The sequence below is a fragment of the Clostridium arbusti SL206 genome, from assembly GCF_000246895.1.
GTDB lineage: Bacteria > Bacillota > Clostridia > Clostridiales > Clostridiaceae > Clostridium_I > Clostridium_I arbusti.
On the sequence record NZ_BAEV01000026.1, the window covers coordinates 18,682 to 40,351 of the forward strand.

The window sequence follows — 21,670 nt, forward strand, 5'->3', positions numbered from 1 at the left end:
TCAAATAATTAGGAGTGGATATGATGAAAGTATATGAGGATAAATATATTGTGGTTATTTCTTCTAATAGCCAAGCAACCTATCTATACAATGAACTTATGAAGAATGATATATATGTGGAGTTTATTTCAACTCCTGCTAAAATTGTTTCAGGCTGCAGTAAATCTATAATTTTTAAAAGTAAAGATAGAAAAAAAATTGCACTTGAGATAAAAAATAATAAAGTTAAAATTTATGGTGTATACAGAATGATAAAAGATGATAAAGATTATGATTATATAAAAACAGATTTTCGAATATGTGGATAATTTACAGTTACTGTACTGTAAATTATATCCATAGAAAATGTACAGTATTTCATCTTTATAGACCCCATATAAACTGAGTGGAATTTTTATTCCACTCAGTAATTTATTCAAACTTTAACTCCATGAATCCTGTTTATATATGCCTTTGATTACATTTATAAAATCTTCAATGTCTTTATCTGTATTAAAATATCCTGGACTTATTCTAACTGTTCCGTATTTTTCAGTTCCAATCACACGATGAATAAGGGGAGCACAATGATAACCGGTTCTAACTGCTATATTGTTTTTGTTTAAAATATATCCTACCTTTGAACTATCCATATTATCTATATTGATGGACACTACTGCTGCTCTGTTTTCAGCTGATTTTAGTCCATATATTTTTACATAAGATAGTTTTTTTAATTCACTTAAAAGATACTCCGTTAGTGTCTTTTCATGCTTTTGAATGTTTTCTATTCCTATCTTTTGTATAAATTTTATGCCCTCATATAAACCTGCAATTCCAGGAGTATTTAAAGTACCACTTTCAAATTTATCTGGTAAAAAATCCGGCTGCTCCATGGAACTTGAATTACTTCCTGTACCACCATCAATAAAATGCTCTAATTTAACTCCATCCCTTATAAAGAGCCCGCCTGTTCCCTGAGGCCCTAAAAGTCCCTTATGCCCCGGAAATGCTAATAAATCTATATTAGCTTTGTCCACATCAATGGGAACAACACCAGCGCTTTGCGATGCATCTACCATAAATATCAATCCATATTTTTTACAAATAGAACCTATTTTCTCTATATCCTGAATAGTTCCCAAAACATTAGATGCGTGATTTATTATAATAACCTTTGTGTTTTTCTCTATACTTTTTTCTAATTCATTTATATCAATAAAACCTTCCATATTAACCTTAAGCAAAGTAAGTTCTACACCTGCTTTACTTAAATAATTTAATGGTCTAAGTACAGAATTGTGTTCAATTGCTGTACTTATAGCATGATCACCTCTTTTAAGCAAACCTTTTATAGCTATATTTAATGATTCAGTAGCATTGCAAGTGAAAATTATATCAAAAGGACAATCTATATTAAAAAGAGTACTTAGCTCTTGTCTTGTTTCTGCAATTTTTGATGAAGCCTGTATAGACATATCATGAGAACTACGTCCTGGATTAGCGGCATAATTCTTCATACAATTTAATACTTCATCATATACTTCACTGGGCTTCGGAAAAGAAGTGGCAGCATTATCTAAATATATCACATAAAATCCCCCTAAAATATAAAATTATTTATACACTCTCTTTCAGTATATTCAGTGAAAATTAGGCATGTGAAAATAAATAACAAGTCAAAGATGCGACGTATATTTTGTAATCCTATTTGAATATGCCTTAGGCATATTAGCAACAAAAAAGACCTGTCTGACCAGATCTTTCTTATCACCTTATTTTCTTCTCAATAATCGATCCATAATAGATTGGTTTTTTTCAGATTCTAGCTCCTCTTGAAGCTTCATATTCTCCTGGCTTTTTTGTTCCATTTCTCTCTCTAGTAAGTCTTTTTCTTTTCCAAACTTTTCAACCTGTTTTTCGAGAAACTCTTTATATTCTTCACTTTCCTTAAGTTTCTTTTCAATTTCAGTTTTGTAATTTGTTTCCTCTGAAAGCTTTTGCTTTATTGATTGTAGTTCTTTTTGATTATTTTCATGTACCTCTAAGTATACTTTATAATTTTCCTCGACCTTTCTCTTTTCTTTAGCTATTCTAGAAATACTTTCTTCATACTCCTCCATAAATCTTTGCTTTTTTTGTAATTGCATAATTAATGCAGAAAGCTTCTTATCTAAATTTTTATTAAGAACCTTTGTTCTTTGAAGTTCAACTTTTATGTTTTTTATTTTTTCTCCTGATTGAGGTAAAGATAAATCATCTTCATTCATATTGTTGTATTCAGATAAATTATCTATCTCTTTTACAAAATCACTTGGAATATACAGCCGTAAATCTAATCCATCATTACCATATACCTCTTTTACATCAATGGAATTATTTTTCTTATTAAAAATGTAAGCATTATATCTTTGTGATAAAATTTCATTTCCACTTTCAATGCACACTGCATTTCCCCACTTTTCACCATCAAAAATAGAATAAAAAATTCCACCTTGCTCTAACCAGCAGGAATATAATATGTTCTTTTCAACAAATAATATGGGTTCCAGCAATTTATTACTACTATCATAAACTCTGAAGCCTTGAATGACTCCATTTATGTCCATACTAACATGATCTAGGATATATACATTATCTTCCACAGATCTATTAAGTATATTTATTTCGGTTTCATCACTTAAAATTTGAAAGGTGATATTTTCTCCTTGTATACCATAAAGTCTTTTTAAAGGTGTCCATTGATTTTTCTGAAGATTGCAATAGTATACAGATGCCTCATTTCCCTCATCAGTAATAAATACCATGTCTAAGTTATCTGTTCCTCTTAAAGTGATCATATAATATTCTTCTAAATCTGGTATCAATATAATATCCTGTAAGGTACTGACACTAGTTTCCTTTCCATTCCATTTACAATGCATAAGCACACCATGATCTCTACCATCGCTAGATATAAGCATATAGAAAACATGCATATCTTTTTCTATAATCTGTACTTTTAAATGTTGTATTTGAAACTTGGCATTCTCACTATGATAAAGAGTTCTACCTAGCCACTGCTTATTTCTCATGGTACAGTATTTTAATTCTCCATTATAATTACTATATACAATATGAACTTTCTCACCTTCTTGAATATAAACAGTAAATTCAAGTACATCCTTATCAATTATATTCTCTTTAGTCCATTTTCCCTGTTCATACATAATATTGTAGAGTAATTCTCCATTGTCATCTATCCAAAATTTCCAGGTATTATTTCTATTATCTAAATATAGCCAAGGATATACACTATTCATGCCCATTCCCCCTTTGTAAATTATATTTTCACTAAAAAACTATTATGCACATCTCAACTAATAAATAAATTTTTAGAACTTTTAATATCACAATTTTGGGCACTTTGAATAGTATGTATTGTGAGCACTAGATAATTTTACATTTATTAGAATTTTTATAAGGAGGAGAATTTATGTCCATTAACTTTAATAAATTTGTTCCACGTCCTGGACTTGTAAATAAACAAGGACGTTTACCTGATCCTTCTGAATTAGTTTGCGTTGAAATCCCTAAAGTATTTGATCAATGTTTAATTAAAAGATGTCTTGTATATTGTGAAGGACCCGATACAAAGAAAACAGATTGTGAATTAAGAAGCGATCCACTTACTGATCCTAAGAGGTATATTGGAAGTAGAGATTTCAATATAAAGCTTTTATCAGTAGATAAGTTCCCAATCAAAGGAAAAGAAGGTTTTAAAAAAATTGTTATTTCCTATGTTATTTCTTTCTATGCAGATTACATTGATTGCAAAGGTGTAAACAGAACTGAATTCTATGAAATTAATAGAACAGATGTTATTGGAAAATTCTATTGTCCTGATTCCATAGCTGAAGTTTCTGCTAGTTTTGTATCTTCTATTCATGCTAAAGATTTGGATTCAAATATTATAAAACTTGAAATGGTTGCAGATGCTTTAGATGGTCAACTAACTGAAGACTGTGATGGAAAGCCTGTATTAGATATTACATTAGGTTACTACATTGTTGTAAAATGTGAACTCATTGTACAACTTTTAATACCAGCTTACGACTACTGCCCAGTTCCAGAAGAACCATGTGAAGAAGAACCAGAAGAAAAACCATGTGAGATATTTGACAGAGCTCCAGTTCCTAAATTCTATCCAGATCAAAACTTGAGACCACTATTCAAAGATAGAGATGAGGATGAGGATGATGAAGATGAGGATGACAGTGAAGATTAAAAATCTCACTGTTCTTCATAACTTTCATAATAATTAAAGTTTCTACTAGAATAAATGAATGATATAACTTTACTAAAATAGTACTCATAAAGGTGTTGATAACAACGATTCCATATATTGATATATTTCTAAGCTGGACTAAGTTTTATCATCACTATTTCAAAAAAAATTCATATATTATAGTAGAAACTAATGACAAAATTATAAAAATTAATTGTTAATAAACTACTTTTTACTTTAATTTATATAATCCAAAGGAGGATTTTATTTATGAATTCATGGTCAAGAAAAGATGATTATTATGATGACGATTGCGAACCTTGCAAAAATAGAAAAAAAGATGATTACGATGATCACAAGAAAGAGAAAGAACACAAACACACTTCAGCTGTTTTAAAATGTAATGCTGGTTCTTTTGGACCTAGCCATCTTATATGGCAGACTGATGACTCTAGTACTATGTTTGTAAATCAACCTATTGCTAGCGTTACAATTGACACCAATTGTTTATGCAATCCAACACTTAAAGTAGATTTTAATGGGAGTTTAGATATTAATACTGATGATTATAGCTATTCTTACACCTTCAACTTTACCTTATATAGAACTTGCAAAGGTAAAGCTCGTGAAGCTCTAAAGTCCTTTATCGTTCCATTTGCTCCAGCAAGCTATAGAGATAGTATTGGACTAAATTTCGTATACGCACAATGTGATAACCAATGTGAAGATTGCTGCACCTATACACTTGAATTAACTAGTGTTTCCCCTGAGTCAGATGATTTAGAGATAGATTATTCGGTTAATGGTACAATTTGTGCACTAGCTATAGATTCAAAGTGTTGCTAGAATAGTAAGTATGATGAGACCTCCTCAGTGGGGTCTTATTCATAAGTAAATTTACCCTTCGCTGATTTTTATAATTTCACCTTATTTTAGTACTGGAGGTGCCAAATTTGGAAAAAGAAACGGAAAATAAAATTTTAGAGTCAGAATCTAACTCTGACGAAAAATTTGATTCTAAAGAAGAAAAGCTTAGCTTAAAAGAGAAAAAAAAGAAAATAAAAAAAGAAAACACGAAGAAAAATTTAAAAAAAGAAACTAAAACAGACCCATATAAACAATCTCTTGAAGATGAAAAGAAGAAGTTAAAAGAAGCAAAAGCTCTTTTTAAAGCAAATACAAAATTTTCAAAAGACAAACTCAAGAATAAACAATAATGCAATAATAACTGTAGATATGACAAATCAATTCAGTTAATAAAAATCAATTCACTTTCTAATATAATGATGAAAGAATTTAATAAATAATATTTTATTAATAAACTGCAGCATAATAAATTATTTAAACTCGAGGATGCAATCCTCGAGTTTTACAATATTAAGGTATAAATTATTATTAGCAAGCCGAAATTGTCCACTTCGTTTTCAATTTCGGCTATGGTGTCAGTCCCCATAGCCCTCAACCTAAGATAAATCAAAGCTTTGTATATTTAAAAAGATTAAACTGGAAATATATACTTACCCTATATTTCCAGTTTTTCTTATGTATTGTTTAAAACATCTATTTTAAATAATACTAAATAACTTTCTACATCCTATTGTAATTCAAAGAAGAATTTATTAAGTCATAGCATACGGAAAGTCTATCAAATTATTGCTCCTGTTAAAAAAAAGGTTGTCCTAAAATAGAAAATAATTTCTACATTAAGATAACCAATTTTATCTATTTTTTAGCAACAACCTTGGGAAGGTTGTACACAGATCATACCTGATATTGAAAAATTTAAAGTGGTAGCAATATTAGCTGAAACAGTTGTTAACTCTAAATAGTAGGTGCAGCAGCTATCACAAGAAGATAAGCAAGATGAAGCCTGAAAGTTTAAACTTTGAGTTTGTGGAACATTTGCAGTGACTAAACTGCTTGTAGAAGTAAAAGTACTTATAGGCTGACGAAATCCATTTCCGCTGCAAATCTTAAATAGAGTAAAAACTAATGTGGCATTAGCTGGTACTACAGTGGACTGTATTATTAAAGTTCCATTAAAATTTATTGCATGAGATGAAAAGTGTGAATCACAGATGTTAGTAGTGATATTAGCTATAGTGAGATTTAACATTTGACTTAAAGTAGGTGCAGCAAGTGTAATAGCTAATGGACCTAGGTTACCATTGTTACATCTTGAGAAATTATTGCAGCAATTTCCATCATAATGATAAGGATGAGAATGACAACTTTGTTGACAATTATCATAACATCTATGATGATATTCTTCACATTTACAGTCATCATGTTGGTGATCAGGACGGTTTTTACCATATCGATCCCAGTGCATAGAATTCATACATATGCCTCCTCATTTAATAAATAATTGGGAACGTACATAGATTTGTGTAAATCTATGTACGTTCCCAATTTATTACTTAATGAAGTACGCTTTAAAGTAATTTTAGACTAAATTCCTAATAATATAATATGTTATATTTTTAAATTTGTTACAAGAACAAAATCAACACCATTATATTCTGTAGCCAATGCTATGCCACCAATCAGTACAGCTTTATTAATTCCCTGAAAAATCCAGGGGCTAAATCATTTGTTATTTTATTAAAATTTTACTCTGGTTTATAACAATTATCAGATTCGCACCTAAACTCAGGACACTTTGAAAGTCTAAGTGTAGCTGTGAATTTTACTAAAGTTTCATTTTTACAGATATCTAGTTTGCATTTATCATATTCTTTTTTAGATTCACATTTAACTATCTCATATTTAAGTCCTTTAACTATTTTTATTCCATCAGATAATATTTAGACAAAAAAAGAATGTGACACAGCACATTCTTTTTTACTTTTTATTAATATGTTTTACAACTTCTTTTTTACTTTTTGCTAAATCAATCTGACCTTCTAAATATTTATTTTCTAAATCTATCATCTTATACTTTGCAGTTTGAAGATTAAATTTAAGCTGCTTATTATCAGCTTTTAAACGATTAACATCATCTATGTACTTTTTATTATTTTCTTTTTTTAACTTCAGTTCTGCACTTAATTCTTCTATTTGCTTGTCCTTTTTATTTGAGTCATCATTGGATTTAAGTTCTTCTAATTTTACTAGAAGTTGTTCTTTTTCTGCATTTATTCTAGTAAGTTCGTCCTTAAGTTCTTCTATCTTAACATTATCATCTTTTTTATTATTTTTTAATTTCTCGATTTCATCAGAAAGTTTTTCATTATAATGTCCGGCTTTAAATAAATCATCAGCTAAATTCATGGCCGTTAAAATAGATGCTTCCGCTGTACTTAATTTCGAATTATTTTCCATAATGTTTTTAATTTTCTTATCCACATAAGTAGCAACTGTGTGTAAATATTCTTCTCTTTCGTCGCCTTTTAATTTGTATTCCTTATTATTAACTCTTACAGTGACGGAACTCATGTTAACACCCTCTTAGATTCATCTAGTTTTAATTTTAACACATTATTGTTAAGTATACAATTCCATTTCCCAAATAAGAGGGTATTGTTAACTGAGAATTAAAAGATTTTTAACTCTCAGTTAAGTATTTTAACATAAATTATTTATTGTATACTATCTAAGCTGAGCTCCAAGCATATGTTCAAGGGTACTAAGTATCTTTCCATGTGCTTTATCCACTTCTTTATCTGTAAGTGTTTTATTTTCTGACCTATAAGTTATAGAATAGGCAACGCTTTTCTTTCCCTCTGCTATTTGCTTTCCTTTATATATATCAAATAACTTAAAGCTTTCAACTATATTTCCACCTTTTTTACTTATTATATTCTCTATTTCTTGTACTAATATATTTTCATCTAGTATTAGAGCCATATCTCTTGTTACTGCTGGGAATTTAGGTAATGCTTTATACTTTCTATCTATAACTGCATTTTCCATTATTAAATCAAAATCAATTTCAGCTATATAGCACTCTACATCTATTCCATAGTTATCTGCTACATCTGGATGAATTTCTCCTAAAGTTCCTATAACTTTATTCTTCATAGTGACTTTAGCTGTTTTACCAGGATGAAAAGAAGGATTTTTACTTTCTCTTTCATAACTTACATTACTGATTCCAAGAGTTTCAAGTATATTTTCTACTACACCCTTTAAGTCTAAATAATCTGCATTTCCATAGATTCCTACTGTTATAATATTCTTCTCTGCTGGTATTTTATCTGCTTCTCCATCCGGTATATATACTTTACCAATTTCAAAAAGTCTTACTATTTCATTATTTCTTGAATAATTTCTAGCTAAGGCTTCCATCATAGAAGGCACAGTAGTAGTTCTCATTATACTGAAATCCTCTCCTAATGGATTTCTTATTGCCACAGCTTTTCTTAAAGAACTTTCTTCAGGTAAAAGTATTTTATCAAATATTTTTGGACTTACAAATGAATAAGTTATAGCTTCGTTTAAACCACAGGAAAGCAATGTATCTACTGCTATATCTCTAATAACTTGATTTCTATATCTTCCTGTTCTCACACTAGAAACTTTAAGATTAGTAGATGGTACATTGTTGTATCCATAAATTCTTACTATTTCTTCTGCTACATCTTCTCTTATATTTATATCAGTTCTAAAAGTAGGAACATTAACTATAAGTTTATCAGCTGAAATTTCAGTAGATAGCTCTAATCTATCCAGACAATTTTTCATGGCTTCTTTTGAAAGTTCTAATCCAAGGAAACTATTTATCCATTTAGAATCAACTTCTACTGAATGCTCTTTTACAGGCTTTGTATATATATCAATAGTTCCTTCCATTATTTCACCAGCACCTAGCTGCTGTATTAAATTACAAGCCCTATTCATCGCTACTTCCACAATATTTGGATCTAAATCTTTTTCAAATTTTCCAGAAGCCTCTGTTCTTATATTTAATTTTTGAGAAGAAACCCTTATATTAGTTCCATCAAAATTTGCACATTCAAATATTACTTCAGAAGTATCTTCTTTTACCTCTGAATTAAGTCCTCCCATAATTCCAGCTAAGGCAATGGTTTTTTCTCCATCTCTTATTGTTAGAATATCATCACTTAGTTTTCTTTCAACTTCATCTAAAGTAATGAAAGTTTCCCCGTCTTTTGCTTTTTCAATTACTATACTATTTGAACTTATCATTCTTCTGTCGTAGGCATGCATAGGCTGACCTAATTCAAGCATTACAAAATTCGTTATGTCAACTATATTATTTATAGGCCTTACTCCTGCTTGCAGCAGTCTTTCTTCCATCCATGCAGGTGATTTTTCAATTTTAATATTTTTTATTCCTCTTGCCATATATCTTTTGCAAAGCTCATCTTTTACTTCTACCTTTATTTCCTCTTTTAAATTGTCTTTACATTTACAGTCATAACCTAAGTCAGGCATTTTATACTTTGTATCCAGTGTAGCCGCAGTTTCTCTTGCTATTCCTATTACACTAAGGCAATCTGGTCTATTAGAAGTTATTTCAAAATCGATTACTGCCTTAGCTAAATTTAGTACTTCTTTAATATCTTTTCCAAGGTTAGTATCTTCAGGTAAAATCATAAGTCCATGTGCAGTACCCTCTTCTGCTAAACCTATTTCTTCCTCAGAACACATCATACCATTAGAGGGAATTCCTCTAAGCTTACCCTTTTTAATCTTTACCCCACCAGGAAGACTTGATCCGTGAAGTGCCACTGGAACAATATCATTCTCTTTCATATTGTCTGCACCGGTTACTATTTGTATAGGCTCTTCTTCTCCAACCTCTATCTGACATACAACTAATTTTTCTGCATCTGGATGTGGCTCAATTTTTAATATCTTTCCTGTAACAACCTTTTGTATCTCATCGCCGCTAGTTACTATCTCTTCCACTTTAGAACCAGATAGTGTAAGAGCATCTCCTAATTTTTTTGCATCTATATCTATATCAACATAATCCTTTAACCATTCTACTGGTACTTTCATATATGTTACCTCCATTTATTAAGTTGAGAGTTGAAGACTATTAATTATTAATTTTATTTTCCTAAAATTGATCTAAAAATCTCATATCACTTTCATATAATTGTCTTATATCATCTATACCAAGTGTCTGCATAACAATTCTATCAAGACCAACACCAAAGGCAAAGCCACTGTATACTTCTGGATCAATGCCACAATTTCTAAGTACCTGTGGATGAACCATACCACAACCATACATCTCTATAAATCCTTCGCCCTTACACACCTTGCAACCTTCTCCGCCACAGGCAAAGCAGGAAATATCAAGTTCTGCTGATGGCTCTGTGAATGGGAAATGATGTGGTCTGAACTTTGTCTTTACATTCTCACCAAACATCTTCTTTATATACATTTCCAAAGTACCCTTCATATCGGCAAAGGTTATTCCCTTATCAACTACCAAACCCTCTACCTGATAGAATATAGGAGAGTGAGTAGCATCTGCTGCATCTGACCTATAAACTTTTCCTGGGGAAATCATTTTTATAGGTGGCTTTTGATTAAGCATAGTTCTTATCTGAACTGGAGAAGTTTGTGTTCTTAAAACCATATTATCATTTATATAGAAAGTATCCTGTTCTCCCCTTGCTGGATGATTCTTAGGTATATTCAGCATTTCAAAATTATATTTATCGTATTCAACCTCTGGTCCTTCTTCCACAGTAAATCCCATAGATCGAAAAATCTCTTCTGTTTTTCTTAAGGTTATATCCAGTGGATTTCTATGTCCTATAACCTGTTTCTTACCTGGAAGAGAAATATCAATTACTTCACTGCTTAACTTTTCTTCCTTTTCCTTTTGTTTTATAGATTCCATTGCCTCACTTATTATGCCCTCTATTTTTTCTCTCACTTCATTGGCAACTTTACCTATTACAGGCCTTTCTTCCTTTGAAAGAGATCCCATGCCCCTTAATATTTGAGTAAGTTCCCCCTTTTTACCAAGATACTTTACTCTTAATTTTTCAATATCTTCTTTATTTACTGATTCTTTTAATTCAGCAATTGCAATATTTTTAATTTCCTCTAATTTTTCTTTCATATTTTATTCTCCTCTAATTTTTAGTTGAAAGTGGATAGTTTGCAATATATCATCAAAAAACAAAAAAACTTCCATCCCAAAGGGACGAAGTATCCGCGGTACCACCCTAATTGACAAAAGTCCTCTTAAAAATATAACGGTTTAACCGCTGCAAGCTACTTTATTCACAAGCAGAGCTCCAGAGTGAACTTCAGCATATTCTACCTAAAAAGATTCTCAATCTACGATCTTTTTTCCCTGTAAGGTAAAGCTTATACCTACTCTCTCCTTCAAAGCTTACACATCTTATATAAAATAGACCATTATACTGACTAGTTATTTTTTAGATGCCTTAATTATAAAACTCTATCTAACATTATAACTATAGTAGAATGATTTTTCAACTATTTTTCTGTCTAACAGCTTCGAACATCATTATTCCCGCTGCTATTCCCACATTTAAGGATTCTGCACTACCAGGCATAGGTATCTTCACTCTTTCATCGGAAATATTATAGATTTCCTCACTAATTCCACTGCCTTCATTACCTACTGCAATGATTGTCTTTCCACTAAGACTCGCATCATAAAAATTATTATCTGTATCCAAAGAACTTACAATTAATTTAAAGCCCTGCTGTTTTAATTTAGCTATGTAACTTAAATCTTCATCAATTATTACAGGTATCTTAAATATAGATCCCATGGTAGATCTTAATGTCTTATCATTATATATATCTACAGTACCTTTAGTAACTATAATACCTTTTGCTCCTGCCGCATTGGCAGTTCTTATAATAGTTCCCATATTGCCTGGATCCTGAACCTTATCTGCCAATATGTAAAATCCTTCATTATAATCAATTGTAATTTGTTCATTACTGACAACAGCCACAATTCCTTGAGGATTGTCAGTGCTGCATATAATCTTTAATATAGCTTCTGAAACTTTAATAAGCTTAGTACCATCTTTTATCTTTTCATTTAACCCAAGCTTTTCAAACTTTTCTTCTATTGTCTCACTAATTATAACATAACATACATTAAACTTTGAATCCAAGGCCTCTGAAACAAATCTAAAGCCTTCAACTATAAATTTATTATAAAGATTTCTATATTTCTTTTCCTGTAATTTCTTTATTTCTTTAATTGTTGAATTATCTTTACTCTTTATAACTTCTAACAATTTTATCAATCCTTACTTATAAAAAAGCAGCCCATTTAGGCCGCTCTTTTATGTATTGATATTAATTAAGCTAATTGTTTCTTAGCTACTTCTACTAATTCTGTGAAAGCTTTAGGATCATTTATAGCTATTTCTGAAAGCATTTTTCTATTCATATCGATACCAGCTAATTTGATTCCATTGATAAATCTTGAATATGAAAGACCATTAATTCTTGTACCAGCATTTATTCTAGCTATCCAAAGTTTTCTGAAATCTCTCTTTTTTAATCTTCTTCCAACGTATGCGTTTCTTAATGCTCTAATAACGCTCTCATTAGCAGTTTTAAATAACTTGCTCTTTCCACCATAGTAGCCTTTTGCAAGTTTTAATATTTTTTTATGATATTTACGAGCATTTACAGCTCTCTTTATTCTTGCCATTTAAAAAACCTCCTCCAAACCAAACCTATTATAGGTATGGTAATAACTTCTTCATTGTCTTTTCTTGTGTTACAGAAACATATCCAGTTTTTCTTAAATTTCTCTTTGTCTTTGCACTTTTCTTAGTCAATATGTGACTTTTAAAAGCCTTTGCTCTTTTAAGCTTTCCAGTACCTGTAAGCTTAAATCTTTTAGCTGCTGCTCTATTAGTTTTCATTTTTGGCATAATAAATTTCCTCCCCTCGATTATGCTCTTTTAGGAGCTAAAACTATGATCATATTTCTTCATTCAAATTTTGCTCTTTTTTCAACAATACAAACATATTTCATCTTTTCAAATAAAATTGTCTAATATCTTATTGCCTTTGAAGACATAATCTGCTTTCATATAAACCTGTCTATAATTTTCACATTTCGTTTCTCAAATAAAAACTTATTAATTATTTAAGCAAAACAAAAGGACGACAAATGCCGCCCTTAATAATAACCAAAAGTTAAAATAAAACCTAACTAGCAATGCTGTAAGGTGAGAAACGGCATGTTTCTTCTTGACAAAGCATATTATACTATCTATTTAGTATATTGTCAATATATTTAGGCATATTAAAATAAATAGTAAGTCAAAGATGCGACGAATATTTTGAATAATACAAGGAAACAGGTTCTGATGATAGTGGGCTATCTGAGGGTTCTGTTGACGCAGTAGGATTCAAAATAGGCTAGCATACTGACTTAGTTATTTATTTGAATATGCCTTATATACTATTTATTTTTTGATCTACTTCTGCTTTTAATTTTAGTAAAAAATCTTCTATATTTAAGCTTCCTAAATCTCCGTCTTTCCTGCTTCTTACAGAAACATTCCCTTCTTTTACTTCATTATCTCCTATTATAAGCATATAAGGAATTTTCTGAAGCTGTGCTTCTCTAATTTTATAGCCTATTTTTTCATTTCTTGTATCACTTTCCACTCTAAATCCTGCATCTTTTAATGCACCAACTACTTCATTCAAGTACTCAAGTTGATTTCCTGTTATATTCATAACTCTGACTTGAACTGGTGCAAGCCAAGTAGGGAATGCTCCAGCATAATGTTCTATAAGTATTCCTATGAATCTTTCTATACTTCCAAATACAACTCTATGAACCATTACTGGTCTATGCTTTTCACCATCAGCAGCTACATAAGTAAGGTCAAATCTTTCAGGTAATTGGAAATCCAATTGAATTGTACCGCACTGCCATGTCCTTCCAATACAATCTTTAAGATGAAAATCTATTTTAGGACCATAGAAAGCCCCATCCCCTTCATTTACTTTATACTTAAGACCTGCTGATTTTAGTGCCTCTATTAATCCTTTAGTGGCAATTTCCCAATCTTCATCGCTTCCCATAGAATTCTCTGGTCTTGTAGAAAGCTCTACAAAGTATTCAAATCCAAAGACTTTATAAAATGAATCAATAAGCTTAATTACTCCAAGAATTTCTTCTGTAATTTGATCTTTTGTCATAAAAATATGAGCATCATCCTGAGTAAAACATCTTACTCTCATAAGTCCTTGTAGTGCTCCTGATTTTTCATGTCTATGAACAAGACCTAGTTCTCCAAGCCTTATTGGCAGTTCTCTATAGGAATGTATAGCATTCTTATACACTAGTATTGATCCAGGACAGTTCATTGGTTTAATAGCATAATCATTATCATCTATTTTTGTAAAATACATATTTTCTTTATAATGATCCCAATGACCTGATTGGTGCCACAATTCTTCATTTAATATAATAGGAGTTCTTATTTCATCATAATCTGCTTTTGTATGAACTTCTCTCCAATAGTTTTCTAGTATATTTCTAATAACCATACCCTTTGGATGGAAGAAAGGAAAACCTGGACCTTCTTCATGCATGCTGAATAAATCAAGCTCTTTTCCTATTTTTCTATGATCTCTTTTCTTAGCTTCTTCAAGCATATTTAAATATTCATCAAGAGCTGCTTTCTTTATAAAAGCTGTACCATATATTCTCTGAAGCATTTTATTTTTTTCATTACCTCTCCAGTATGCACCTGCTACAGAAAGAAGCTTGAATGCTTTAACCTTTCCAGTAGATGGTACATGTGGACCTGCACAAAGATCTGTAAAGTCCCCTTGTTTATAGAAAGAAATTATCTCTCCTTCAGGTAAATCTTCAATAAGCTCTACTTTGTAATCCTCATCCTTTTGTTTCATAAAATCAATGGCTTCTAATCTTGGTAATTCAAATCTTTCCAGCGGTAGATTTTCCTTTACAATTTTGCCCATTTCTTTTTCTATAGTAGTTAGCATTTCTTCTGTTATTGGAAAATCAGCATCAAAATCATAGTAGAATCCATTATCTATAGCTGGACCAATAGCCAATTTTACTGCTGGATAAAGTCTTTTTACTGCTTGAGCTAATATATGTGAAGCTGTATGCCTTAATATCCATTTACCATCTTCATCTTCAAAGGTTAATATTTCAAGAGTACAATCTTCATTTATCTCAGCCATTAACTCTGCTCTTTTTCCATTTACCTTAGCACCCAAACTTTTTTTATAAAGTCCAAGACTAATATTTTTTGCAATTTCTTCAATCTTTGTTCCCTTTTCAACCTCTAAAGATTTTCCATCTTTTAGTGTTACTTTAACCATAACTTTTTCCTCCTAAATAAAAAATAAAAACTCATCTCAGATAATGAGACGAGTTATTTCGCGGTTCCACTCAAATTAATACTGTACAAAAACAGTATTCACTTAATATCTTAACGCCGACAAGCGAAATAAACCTACTTTATTTCAGTTTTTAACTCAAAGGTGGTTTTCAATAAATCTTATTCAAAAAGTCTCTCAGCAAATGACTTTTCTCTCTTAGAACAGTATATATTTACTCTTCCTTTTCATTGTATTTATTCTATATAAACTTTTATAAATTTATTCTATTCCACAAAAAGCTATATGTCAATACTTACAAAGATTTAAATCAAACTTTTATAAGATCTTTATTTATTTTTTCTAGCTTTTCTTCTAAATCCCCTATTTCATCATCATGATCATAAAACTTAACTTTATCCCCAAATACATTCACTATAGTATCTATTAATTCTCTTGTTCCAAAATCAACTACATTGTGAATGACTATTTTCTGTGGTGATAAGGTTATAAGACCGCTTATAATAATATCTTCTTCATTTACAGTATCTTTGTATTTTGTATTTTTAAGTTCCTTTACCATTTCATCGCTTATATCTTTACCCATATTATCTTTAATAATATATTTTCCATCACTTTTAGCAAATATATTAACCTCTTCAATTTTACTTTCTTGTATATCTACAAAATATTTTAATAAATCAATAAACTCATCGTATTCTTTATCTACCATATACTTTTCTACTACCTTATCTACTATAGCTTGAAAATCCTCCTCCATTTCCTTAATTCTAAACCTAGTAAAACCTTCTACATTTATTATAGGATTTTCTATAACGCATTGAAGTATCTTTCTCGTAGCAGAATTTTTTCTATTTATATAGAAAACTTCATTCTCTCCTTCAATTTTACCCTCGCATATAAATGAATTTATACATATTTTCTTTAAATCCGTTATTTCTTCTGCCTTAAGAAAAAAATATCTTTCCTGCAGAAATGCTACTAATTTTTTATCATAAAATTCTTTAGCCATAATTTTGTATATTACCATACTTAAATACAAATTAAAATTATGTTCGTTTTTAGAATTAAATTTATCATCACCACAGAATACTTTTACGAAGTGAGTTTTATTTTCTATACTTTCTGAAATCCCTAACTTAACTCCTTTTATCTCTAAATTGTGTTTTATATATTCTAAACCATTTATTATCTCTTCATTTTCTCCGTTGTAAACAATACTCTTTAAAAGCAAATCTCCCACTCCTTTCCTTAAACTAGTATGTGTTTAATCTAACTGTATATGCATCTTATTTTAAGTAAAATTTAAAAAAATATGCTAAAATAAAATAAAAAATATATTAAATTTAGAGGTATATTAAAATTGAAAAAAGTATTGATAGATTATAGAACTAGTGAAATTGAAAAAGAGAATCTATATAAAAATGGATTTGAACCCTTGATTGTGCCACCTAGCAAGTCTTTATATGCTGCTGTATGTGGACATCCAGATATGCTTTTACACATTATAGATAAAAAAAATATAATGGTACATAAAAATATGGATATTTCCTTTATAAATACATTACGAGAGCTAAATTATAATGTTTGTTTAAGTTCTAGTAGTTTAGCAGATTTTTATCCTGAAGATATAGGCCTTAATGCCTTGAATATGAATCATATTTTTCTACACAATTTAAAGTATACAGATAAAAATCTACTAAATAGAATGAAACATAAAGAATTAATTAATGTGAAACAAGGTTATAGTAAATGTTCTACTGCTATAGTAAATAATTCTGCTGCTATGACAAGTGATGTAAAAATATATGAAGCATTAGCTTCTAAAAATATAGAAGTACTTCTAATTCCACCTGGTCATATAGAACTTTCAGGATTGAATTATGGATTTATAGGTGGTACTTGTGGTCTTCTTGAAGAGGGAGCAATAGCTTTTTTCGGTAATTTAAATAATTATTTATACGGAGATCTTGTTTTAAAATTTTTAATAAAACAGGATGTTAAACCTATATATTTGAAGGAAGACGGTCTTCTAGATAGAGGAACTCTATTTTGCATATAAATAAGGCATCTTCAAATAAATAACTAGTCAGTATGCTAGTGTATTTTGAAGCCTACTACGGCAACAGAACCTTCTGATAGCACCACTATCATCAGAACCTGTTTCCTTGTATAATTCAATATATACGTCGCATCTTTCACTTGTTATTTATTTTCACATGCCTAAAGTGATGATTAGAGAGTTTATATCTCTAATCATCACTTTAATCCTGTAGCCTTACCTATATTTCCATTAAGTTTACCCCACACATAATTATGTATTTCTACACTATCAGAATAATTTTTACTTTTCCATTCCATAAGCCACTTAATTAAAGTATCCTTATCACTATAGTCTGAATAAGATAATTCAGCTATTAATTCATTACATACCTCTGGTGTAATTTCAAGTTGGCCCCAAACTTTATTATCTTCTGCTACAATTTTAGTATTTGCCATCTTGTGTATTTCTGTATATATCTCTGTTTCATTTCTGACTTTCACTGCAGCTTTTGCTTTATTATTTGGTGTAACTACTCCTTCTTTATCTATATTTATATTTTTACTAAAGTTCTTTTCTGACATTTTTGCTGCGGTATGAGTACTGTAAAAATAATAGCCTGTGCCTAATCCAACTGCAACAATCAATATAACAAACCAAAACCACCATCTTTTATAAAATCTCTTCTCATGTTTTATTTCCATAATATTCCTCCAATTAATTATATACATTATATTGTAACAAATCATTAATAATTTTACAATATAATGTATATAGTATTGATTTTAGGCATATTCAAACGCATCTTTGACTTACTATTTATTTTCATATGCCTTATACTATTGCTTGAGATAAAATGTGAAAAGAATTAATGACCTTTTACGGTTTTGAATTTTTCACAAATAAAAAAAGAGTAGTCTATTTTATAATAATAGACTACTCTTTTTTTATTGGAGGCGCCACCCAGATTTGAACTGGGGGTAAAGGTTTTGCAGACCTCTGCCTTACCACTTGGCTATAGCGCCATATGGAGCGGAAGACGAGATTCGAACTCGCGACGTTCACCTTGGCAAGGTGACGCTCTACCACTGAGCCACTCCCGCACCTTTGGTGGCCAATCCAGGAATCGAACCAGGGACACGAGGATTTTCAGTCCTCTGCTCTACCAACTGAGCTAACTGGCCACAACATATGTATTTCTTAAAGTAATATTGGCGACCTGGAAGGGGATCGAACCCTCGACCTCTGGCGTGACAGGCCAGCACTCTAACCAGCTGAGCTACCAGGCCAATATTGGTGGGCACTACAGGGCTCGAACCTGTGACCCTCTGCTTGTAAGGCAGATGCTCTCCCAGCTGAGCTAAGCGCCCTTAACCCTTAAGACATGTATTATGATACTATATAAAATTATAATTGTCAACAGGTTTTTTCATAAATATTGCCTAGTAGCGATTTTTATTTATACTAGGCAATATAAACACTTCTATATAGAGACATATATCAAAATCAATGGCTAGTACAAGTTTATACTACAACTAAATTTAAATAAATTATCCAGCCACTATTCATGGGATAATTCCTTAATAATATTTCCAATATCCTCATGGGTAAAATTATAAGCCTTATTACAAAAATTACATCTCAATTCTTCTGTTTTATTATCATTGTATATTTCTTGTAAATCCTTTTTACCAATACTTATAAGAGCTCTTTCAACTCTCTCTCTGGTACAATCACACTTATACTCTGGCTTAATTTCTCCTCCTATTTTTAAATCCATATCTTCAAATATATAGTTAAGAATTTCTTCTATACTCATGCCATCACTTATAAGTTTTGTTATAGGTGGTATTTCTTCTAATCTATAAGTTATTAAATCCGCCGTAAGTTCATTATGACCTGGCATCATTTGAATTATAAACCCACCTGCTGCTTTAATACTTAAATCTGTATTTACTAGCACACCAAGTCCAACTGCTGAGGGAACTTGTTCAGATACAGTATAATAATAAGCTAAATCGTCTCCAATCTCCCCTGTATATATTGGCACTTGCCCTACATAGGGTTCTTTTAATCCGAGGTCTCTTATAATAGTGAGAGTGCCCTCTTTACCAATTATGCCTGATACATCAAGTTTACCTTTACTGTTTGCTGGTAAATCCGCATTTGGATTTCCTATATATCCTTTTACACTGGCATCGCTATGAGCAGTAACTACTACTCCTTTAGCTATACCACCACCATCTATCTTCAATGTAAGCGAATCCTTTTCACTTTTCATCATAGAGCCCATAAGAACTCCAGCTGTAAGCATTCTTCCTAATGCCGCTGCAGCAGTGGGTGCACATTCATGAAATTTCACACCTTCATTTACTAACTCCGTTGTAGTTGCTGCTATTATTCTAACTTCACCATCTTTTGCAGTTGCAATAAGTAATTTATCTTCCATTTCATATCCTCCAACGTCAATAATTATTTCACTACATAAACTATTCTCTCAGACTTATCATTTATAGTCTCATCTTTGTAATTATTTAATTTATTTAGTATTGTAAAACCACATTCAATAAGAAGGACTTCTATTTTAGATTCTCTATGAGCCCTTTCACTATGTTCCTCATCAAATCTTTTATAGTTTTCACCATTCTTTACAAAAAAGGTTAGATACATGTCCACAATTTCTTTATCAAATTGATTTTCCCATATATATACTACTTCCCCATCATCATAAGTAAATATATTATTACCTATAACTTCACTAAGCTTATAATAAGAATTTATATCAAAAATAAAAATTCCATTTTCTCTTAAATGTTTTTTTACAGACATGAAATATTCTTTTAAGCTATCATCATCTAATATATAGTTAGTTGAATCTAAGCAACAGGTTATTAGATTAAATGTTCGGTTTAACTGAAGCTCACAAATATTCTGTTTCACAAGTTTTGCTTTTATATTTAAATTTCTAAGCTTTTTATCTGCTTCCCAAAGCATGTCTTCAGATAAATCTACTCCCCAAACATGTTTAAACTCTTTGCCTATTACTTCTGTTAAATTTCCAGTACCACAGGCTAAATCCAGATAGTCTTCAGATTTAATACTATAATCCTTACATATTTTTAAAATAACATCTCCCCATTTTTTATAATCAACATCTCCATTGATAAGTTCATCATAAACATGAGCAAAATCTTTATAACAATTCATTTGTAACTCCTTTTATTTATATTAGGCATCTTCAAATAAATAACTAGTCAGTATACTAGTCTATTTTGAATTATACTACGTTAACAGAACCTTCTGATAGCACCACTATCATCAGAACCTGTTTCCTTGTATAATTTAAAATATACGTCGCATCTTTCACTTGTTATTTATTTTCACATGCCTTATGTAAAGAGATTTACAAATTAAATATTATATATCTTTCATATATAAGTCAACAAGCAAAGTAAAATCACTCTTTGCCTGTTTGACTTTTTTCACTATAATTCTGCATATCAGCATTATTTTGTATATCTACATTTTTAGGAATATGTAGTTCCTTTTTTCTCTTAGTCATTATCCCCCCTATTCTTCCTGTTTCTTCAGCTGTTAATCCACTCCAACCAATTTCATCAATTTTTTCACTGAGTCCTAGTTCCTCTGCTATTTCATATTTTATATTTTCTCTTAATTTTTCCATGTCAGTTAATTCTCTATTTGATTTAAGTTTTGCTTTTATAACTTTTTTTAACGGTGTTTTCCCCATACTAATCGCTCCCATAAAATAATTAATAATTATTATTTAGTGTTAGCATAACGAGGAAAATATATACCTTTTACATTTTATATACTATATTTTACTTGGATTATTTTCTTTTTCAATATATAATTTTATTTGTGCTTCATATTAAAATATAAAAAACTATACAAACTTATAATTATAGTTATATAATAAAATATAGAGTAATATAAAAACTTTTGTTGGTATAATATACTGATTTTCGCTAGAAGTGAACCATTGCAAATTCAAACTGTTCAACTATACAGGCTGTAGTTCCTATTGAAGCAAGTTC

20 protein-coding genes, 5 tRNA genes and 3 other annotated features are annotated in these 21,670 nt (G+C 30.4%); of the genes, 5 read left to right on the top strand and 20 right to left on the bottom strand.

Going from position 1 to position 21,670, the window contains the following annotated elements; genetic code table 11:
- Positions 1-23 precede the first annotated feature (23 nt).
- Complete coding sequence (locus tag RH99_RS06770) at positions 24-308, top strand: putative Se/S carrier protein (RefSeq protein WP_010235712.1); 285 nt, start codon at positions 24-26, stop codon at positions 306-308.
- Between the two features lie 114 nt (positions 309-422).
- Here RH99_RS06770 and RH99_RS06775 read toward each other — a convergent pair whose 3' ends face one another.
- Together RH99_RS06775 and RH99_RS06780 are read right to left on the bottom strand one after the other, a co-directional pair.
- Complete coding sequence (locus RH99_RS06775; RefSeq protein WP_010235714.1) at positions 423-1,571, bottom strand: aminotransferase class V-fold PLP-dependent enzyme; 1,149 nt, start codon at positions 1,569-1,571, stop codon at positions 423-425.
- A gap of 183 nt (positions 1,572-1,754) precedes the next feature.
- Positions 1,755-3,281, bottom strand: coding sequence for a hypothetical protein (locus RH99_RS06780; protein ID WP_010235716.1), 1,527 nt, complete (start codon positions 3,279-3,281; stop codon positions 1,755-1,757).
- Between the two features lie 173 nt (positions 3,282-3,454).
- Between RH99_RS06780 and RH99_RS06785 the strand changes: the two genes are divergently transcribed.
- The 3 genes from RH99_RS06785 (at position 3,455) to RH99_RS06795 (ending at position 5,463) form a co-directional block, all read left to right on the top strand.
- Complete coding sequence (locus RH99_RS06785; RefSeq protein ID WP_010235718.1) at positions 3,455-4,246, top strand: hypothetical protein; 792 nt, start codon at positions 3,455-3,457, stop codon at positions 4,244-4,246.
- Between the two features lie 270 nt (positions 4,247-4,516).
- Entirely contained in the window at positions 4,517-5,092 is a 576-nt protein-coding gene (locus RH99_RS06790) for a DUF4489 domain-containing protein (protein ID WP_010235720.1), read from the top strand.
- 107 nt (positions 5,093-5,199) lie between these two features.
- Positions 5,200-5,463 carry a hypothetical protein gene (locus RH99_RS06795; RefSeq protein ID WP_010235722.1) on the top strand — a complete coding sequence of 88 codons (264 nt, stop codon included), beginning with the start codon at positions 5,200-5,202 and terminating at the stop codon, positions 5,461-5,463.
- 512 nt (positions 5,464-5,975) lie between these two features.
- On the opposite strand, the gene RH99_RS06800 is transcribed toward RH99_RS06795, so the two are convergent.
- From RH99_RS06800 to ytxC, 9 genes are all read right to left on the bottom strand, one after another.
- Positions 5,976-6,587 (bottom strand): DUF4489 domain-containing protein, encoded by a 612-nt coding sequence (locus RH99_RS06800; protein WP_010235724.1) that lies wholly within the window; start codon positions 6,585-6,587, stop codon positions 5,976-5,978.
- Positions 6,588-7,090: 503 nt separating this feature from the next.
- Positions 7,091-7,684 (bottom strand): cell division protein ZapA, encoded by a 594-nt coding sequence (locus tag RH99_RS06805; protein ID WP_010235726.1) that lies wholly within the window; start codon positions 7,682-7,684, stop codon positions 7,091-7,093.
- Between the two features lie 153 nt (positions 7,685-7,837).
- Positions 7,838-10,216 (bottom strand): phenylalanine--tRNA ligase subunit beta, encoded by a 2,379-nt coding sequence (gene pheT, locus RH99_RS06810; RefSeq protein ID WP_010235729.1) that lies wholly within the window; start codon positions 10,214-10,216, stop codon positions 7,838-7,840.
- 61 nt (positions 10,217-10,277) lie between these two features.
- A complete protein-coding gene (pheS, locus tag RH99_RS06815; protein WP_010235732.1) occupies positions 10,278-11,297 on the bottom strand; it encodes a phenylalanine--tRNA ligase subunit alpha in 1,020 nt (339 codons plus the stop codon).
- Between the two features lie 77 nt (positions 11,298-11,374).
- Positions 11,375-11,579: a binding site (T-box leader), on the bottom strand.
- Between the two features lie 97 nt (positions 11,580-11,676).
- Positions 11,677-12,462 carry a TrmH family RNA methyltransferase gene (locus RH99_RS06820; RefSeq protein WP_010235733.1) on the bottom strand — a complete coding sequence of 262 codons (786 nt, stop codon included), beginning with the start codon at positions 12,460-12,462 and terminating at the stop codon, positions 11,677-11,679.
- 65 nt (positions 12,463-12,527) lie between these two features.
- Positions 12,528-12,884: a 50S ribosomal protein L20 gene (gene rplT, locus RH99_RS06825; protein ID WP_010235735.1), complete on the bottom strand. Its 357-nt coding sequence runs from the start codon at positions 12,882-12,884 to the stop codon at positions 12,528-12,530.
- Between the two features lie 28 nt (positions 12,885-12,912).
- Positions 12,913-13,110, bottom strand: a complete 198-nt coding sequence (gene rpmI / locus RH99_RS06830) for a 50S ribosomal protein L35 (protein ID WP_010235736.1) — start codon at positions 13,108-13,110, stop codon at positions 12,913-12,915.
- A gap of 221 nt (positions 13,111-13,331) precedes the next feature.
- Positions 13,332-13,440 (bottom strand) — a sequence feature (ribosomal protein L20 leader region).
- Between the two features lie 199 nt (positions 13,441-13,639).
- Positions 13,640-15,553, bottom strand: coding sequence for a threonine--tRNA ligase (gene thrS / locus RH99_RS06835; RefSeq protein WP_010235738.1), 1,914 nt, complete (start codon positions 15,551-15,553; stop codon positions 13,640-13,642).
- Positions 15,554-15,594: 41 nt separating this feature from the next.
- Positions 15,595-15,811: a binding site (T-box leader), on the bottom strand.
- A gap of 70 nt (positions 15,812-15,881) precedes the next feature.
- Positions 15,882-16,805: a putative sporulation protein YtxC gene (gene ytxC / locus RH99_RS06840; protein WP_010235741.1), complete on the bottom strand. Its 924-nt coding sequence runs from the start codon at positions 16,803-16,805 to the stop codon at positions 15,882-15,884.
- A 129-nt stretch (positions 16,806-16,934) separates the two neighbouring features.
- Between ytxC and RH99_RS06845 the strand changes: the two genes are divergently transcribed.
- Positions 16,935-17,633, top strand: a complete 699-nt coding sequence (locus RH99_RS06845; protein WP_010235744.1) for a DUF6873 family GME fold protein — start codon at positions 16,935-16,937, stop codon at positions 17,631-17,633.
- 197 nt (positions 17,634-17,830) lie between these two features.
- On the opposite strand, the gene RH99_RS06850 is transcribed toward RH99_RS06845, so the two are convergent.
- The 9 genes from RH99_RS06850 to RH99_RS06890 all read right to left on the bottom strand — a co-directional run bounded on the left by RH99_RS06850 (position 17,831) and on the right by RH99_RS06890 (position 21,363).
- Complete coding sequence (locus RH99_RS06850; RefSeq protein ID WP_010235747.1) at positions 17,831-18,316, bottom strand: DUF6241 domain-containing protein; 486 nt, start codon at positions 18,314-18,316, stop codon at positions 17,831-17,833.
- A 247-nt stretch (positions 18,317-18,563) separates the two neighbouring features.
- A tRNA-Cys gene (locus tag RH99_RS06855) sits at positions 18,564-18,637 on the bottom strand.
- Positions 18,638-18,640: 3 nt separating this feature from the next.
- A tRNA-Gly gene (locus RH99_RS06860) sits at positions 18,641-18,715 on the bottom strand.
- 5 nt (positions 18,716-18,720) lie between these two features.
- Positions 18,721-18,796, bottom strand: a tRNA-Phe gene (locus RH99_RS06865).
- A gap of 28 nt (positions 18,797-18,824) precedes the next feature.
- A tRNA-Asp gene (locus RH99_RS06870) sits at positions 18,825-18,901 on the bottom strand.
- A gap of 5 nt (positions 18,902-18,906) precedes the next feature.
- Positions 18,907-18,982 (bottom strand) — tRNA-Val (locus RH99_RS06875).
- A 191-nt stretch (positions 18,983-19,173) separates the two neighbouring features.
- Positions 19,174-20,061: an Hsp33 family molecular chaperone HslO gene (hslO, locus tag RH99_RS06880; protein ID WP_010235750.1), complete on the bottom strand. Its 888-nt coding sequence runs from the start codon at positions 20,059-20,061 to the stop codon at positions 19,174-19,176.
- A gap of 23 nt (positions 20,062-20,084) precedes the next feature.
- Positions 20,085-20,819 carry a class I SAM-dependent DNA methyltransferase gene (locus RH99_RS06885; RefSeq protein ID WP_010235751.1) on the bottom strand — a complete coding sequence of 245 codons (735 nt, stop codon included), beginning with the start codon at positions 20,817-20,819 and terminating at the stop codon, positions 20,085-20,087.
- 250 nt (positions 20,820-21,069) lie between these two features.
- Positions 21,070-21,363: an alpha/beta-type small acid-soluble spore protein gene (locus tag RH99_RS06890; RefSeq protein ID WP_010235754.1), complete on the bottom strand. Its 294-nt coding sequence runs from the start codon at positions 21,361-21,363 to the stop codon at positions 21,070-21,072.
- Between the last annotated feature and the right edge of the window lie 307 nt (positions 21,364-21,670).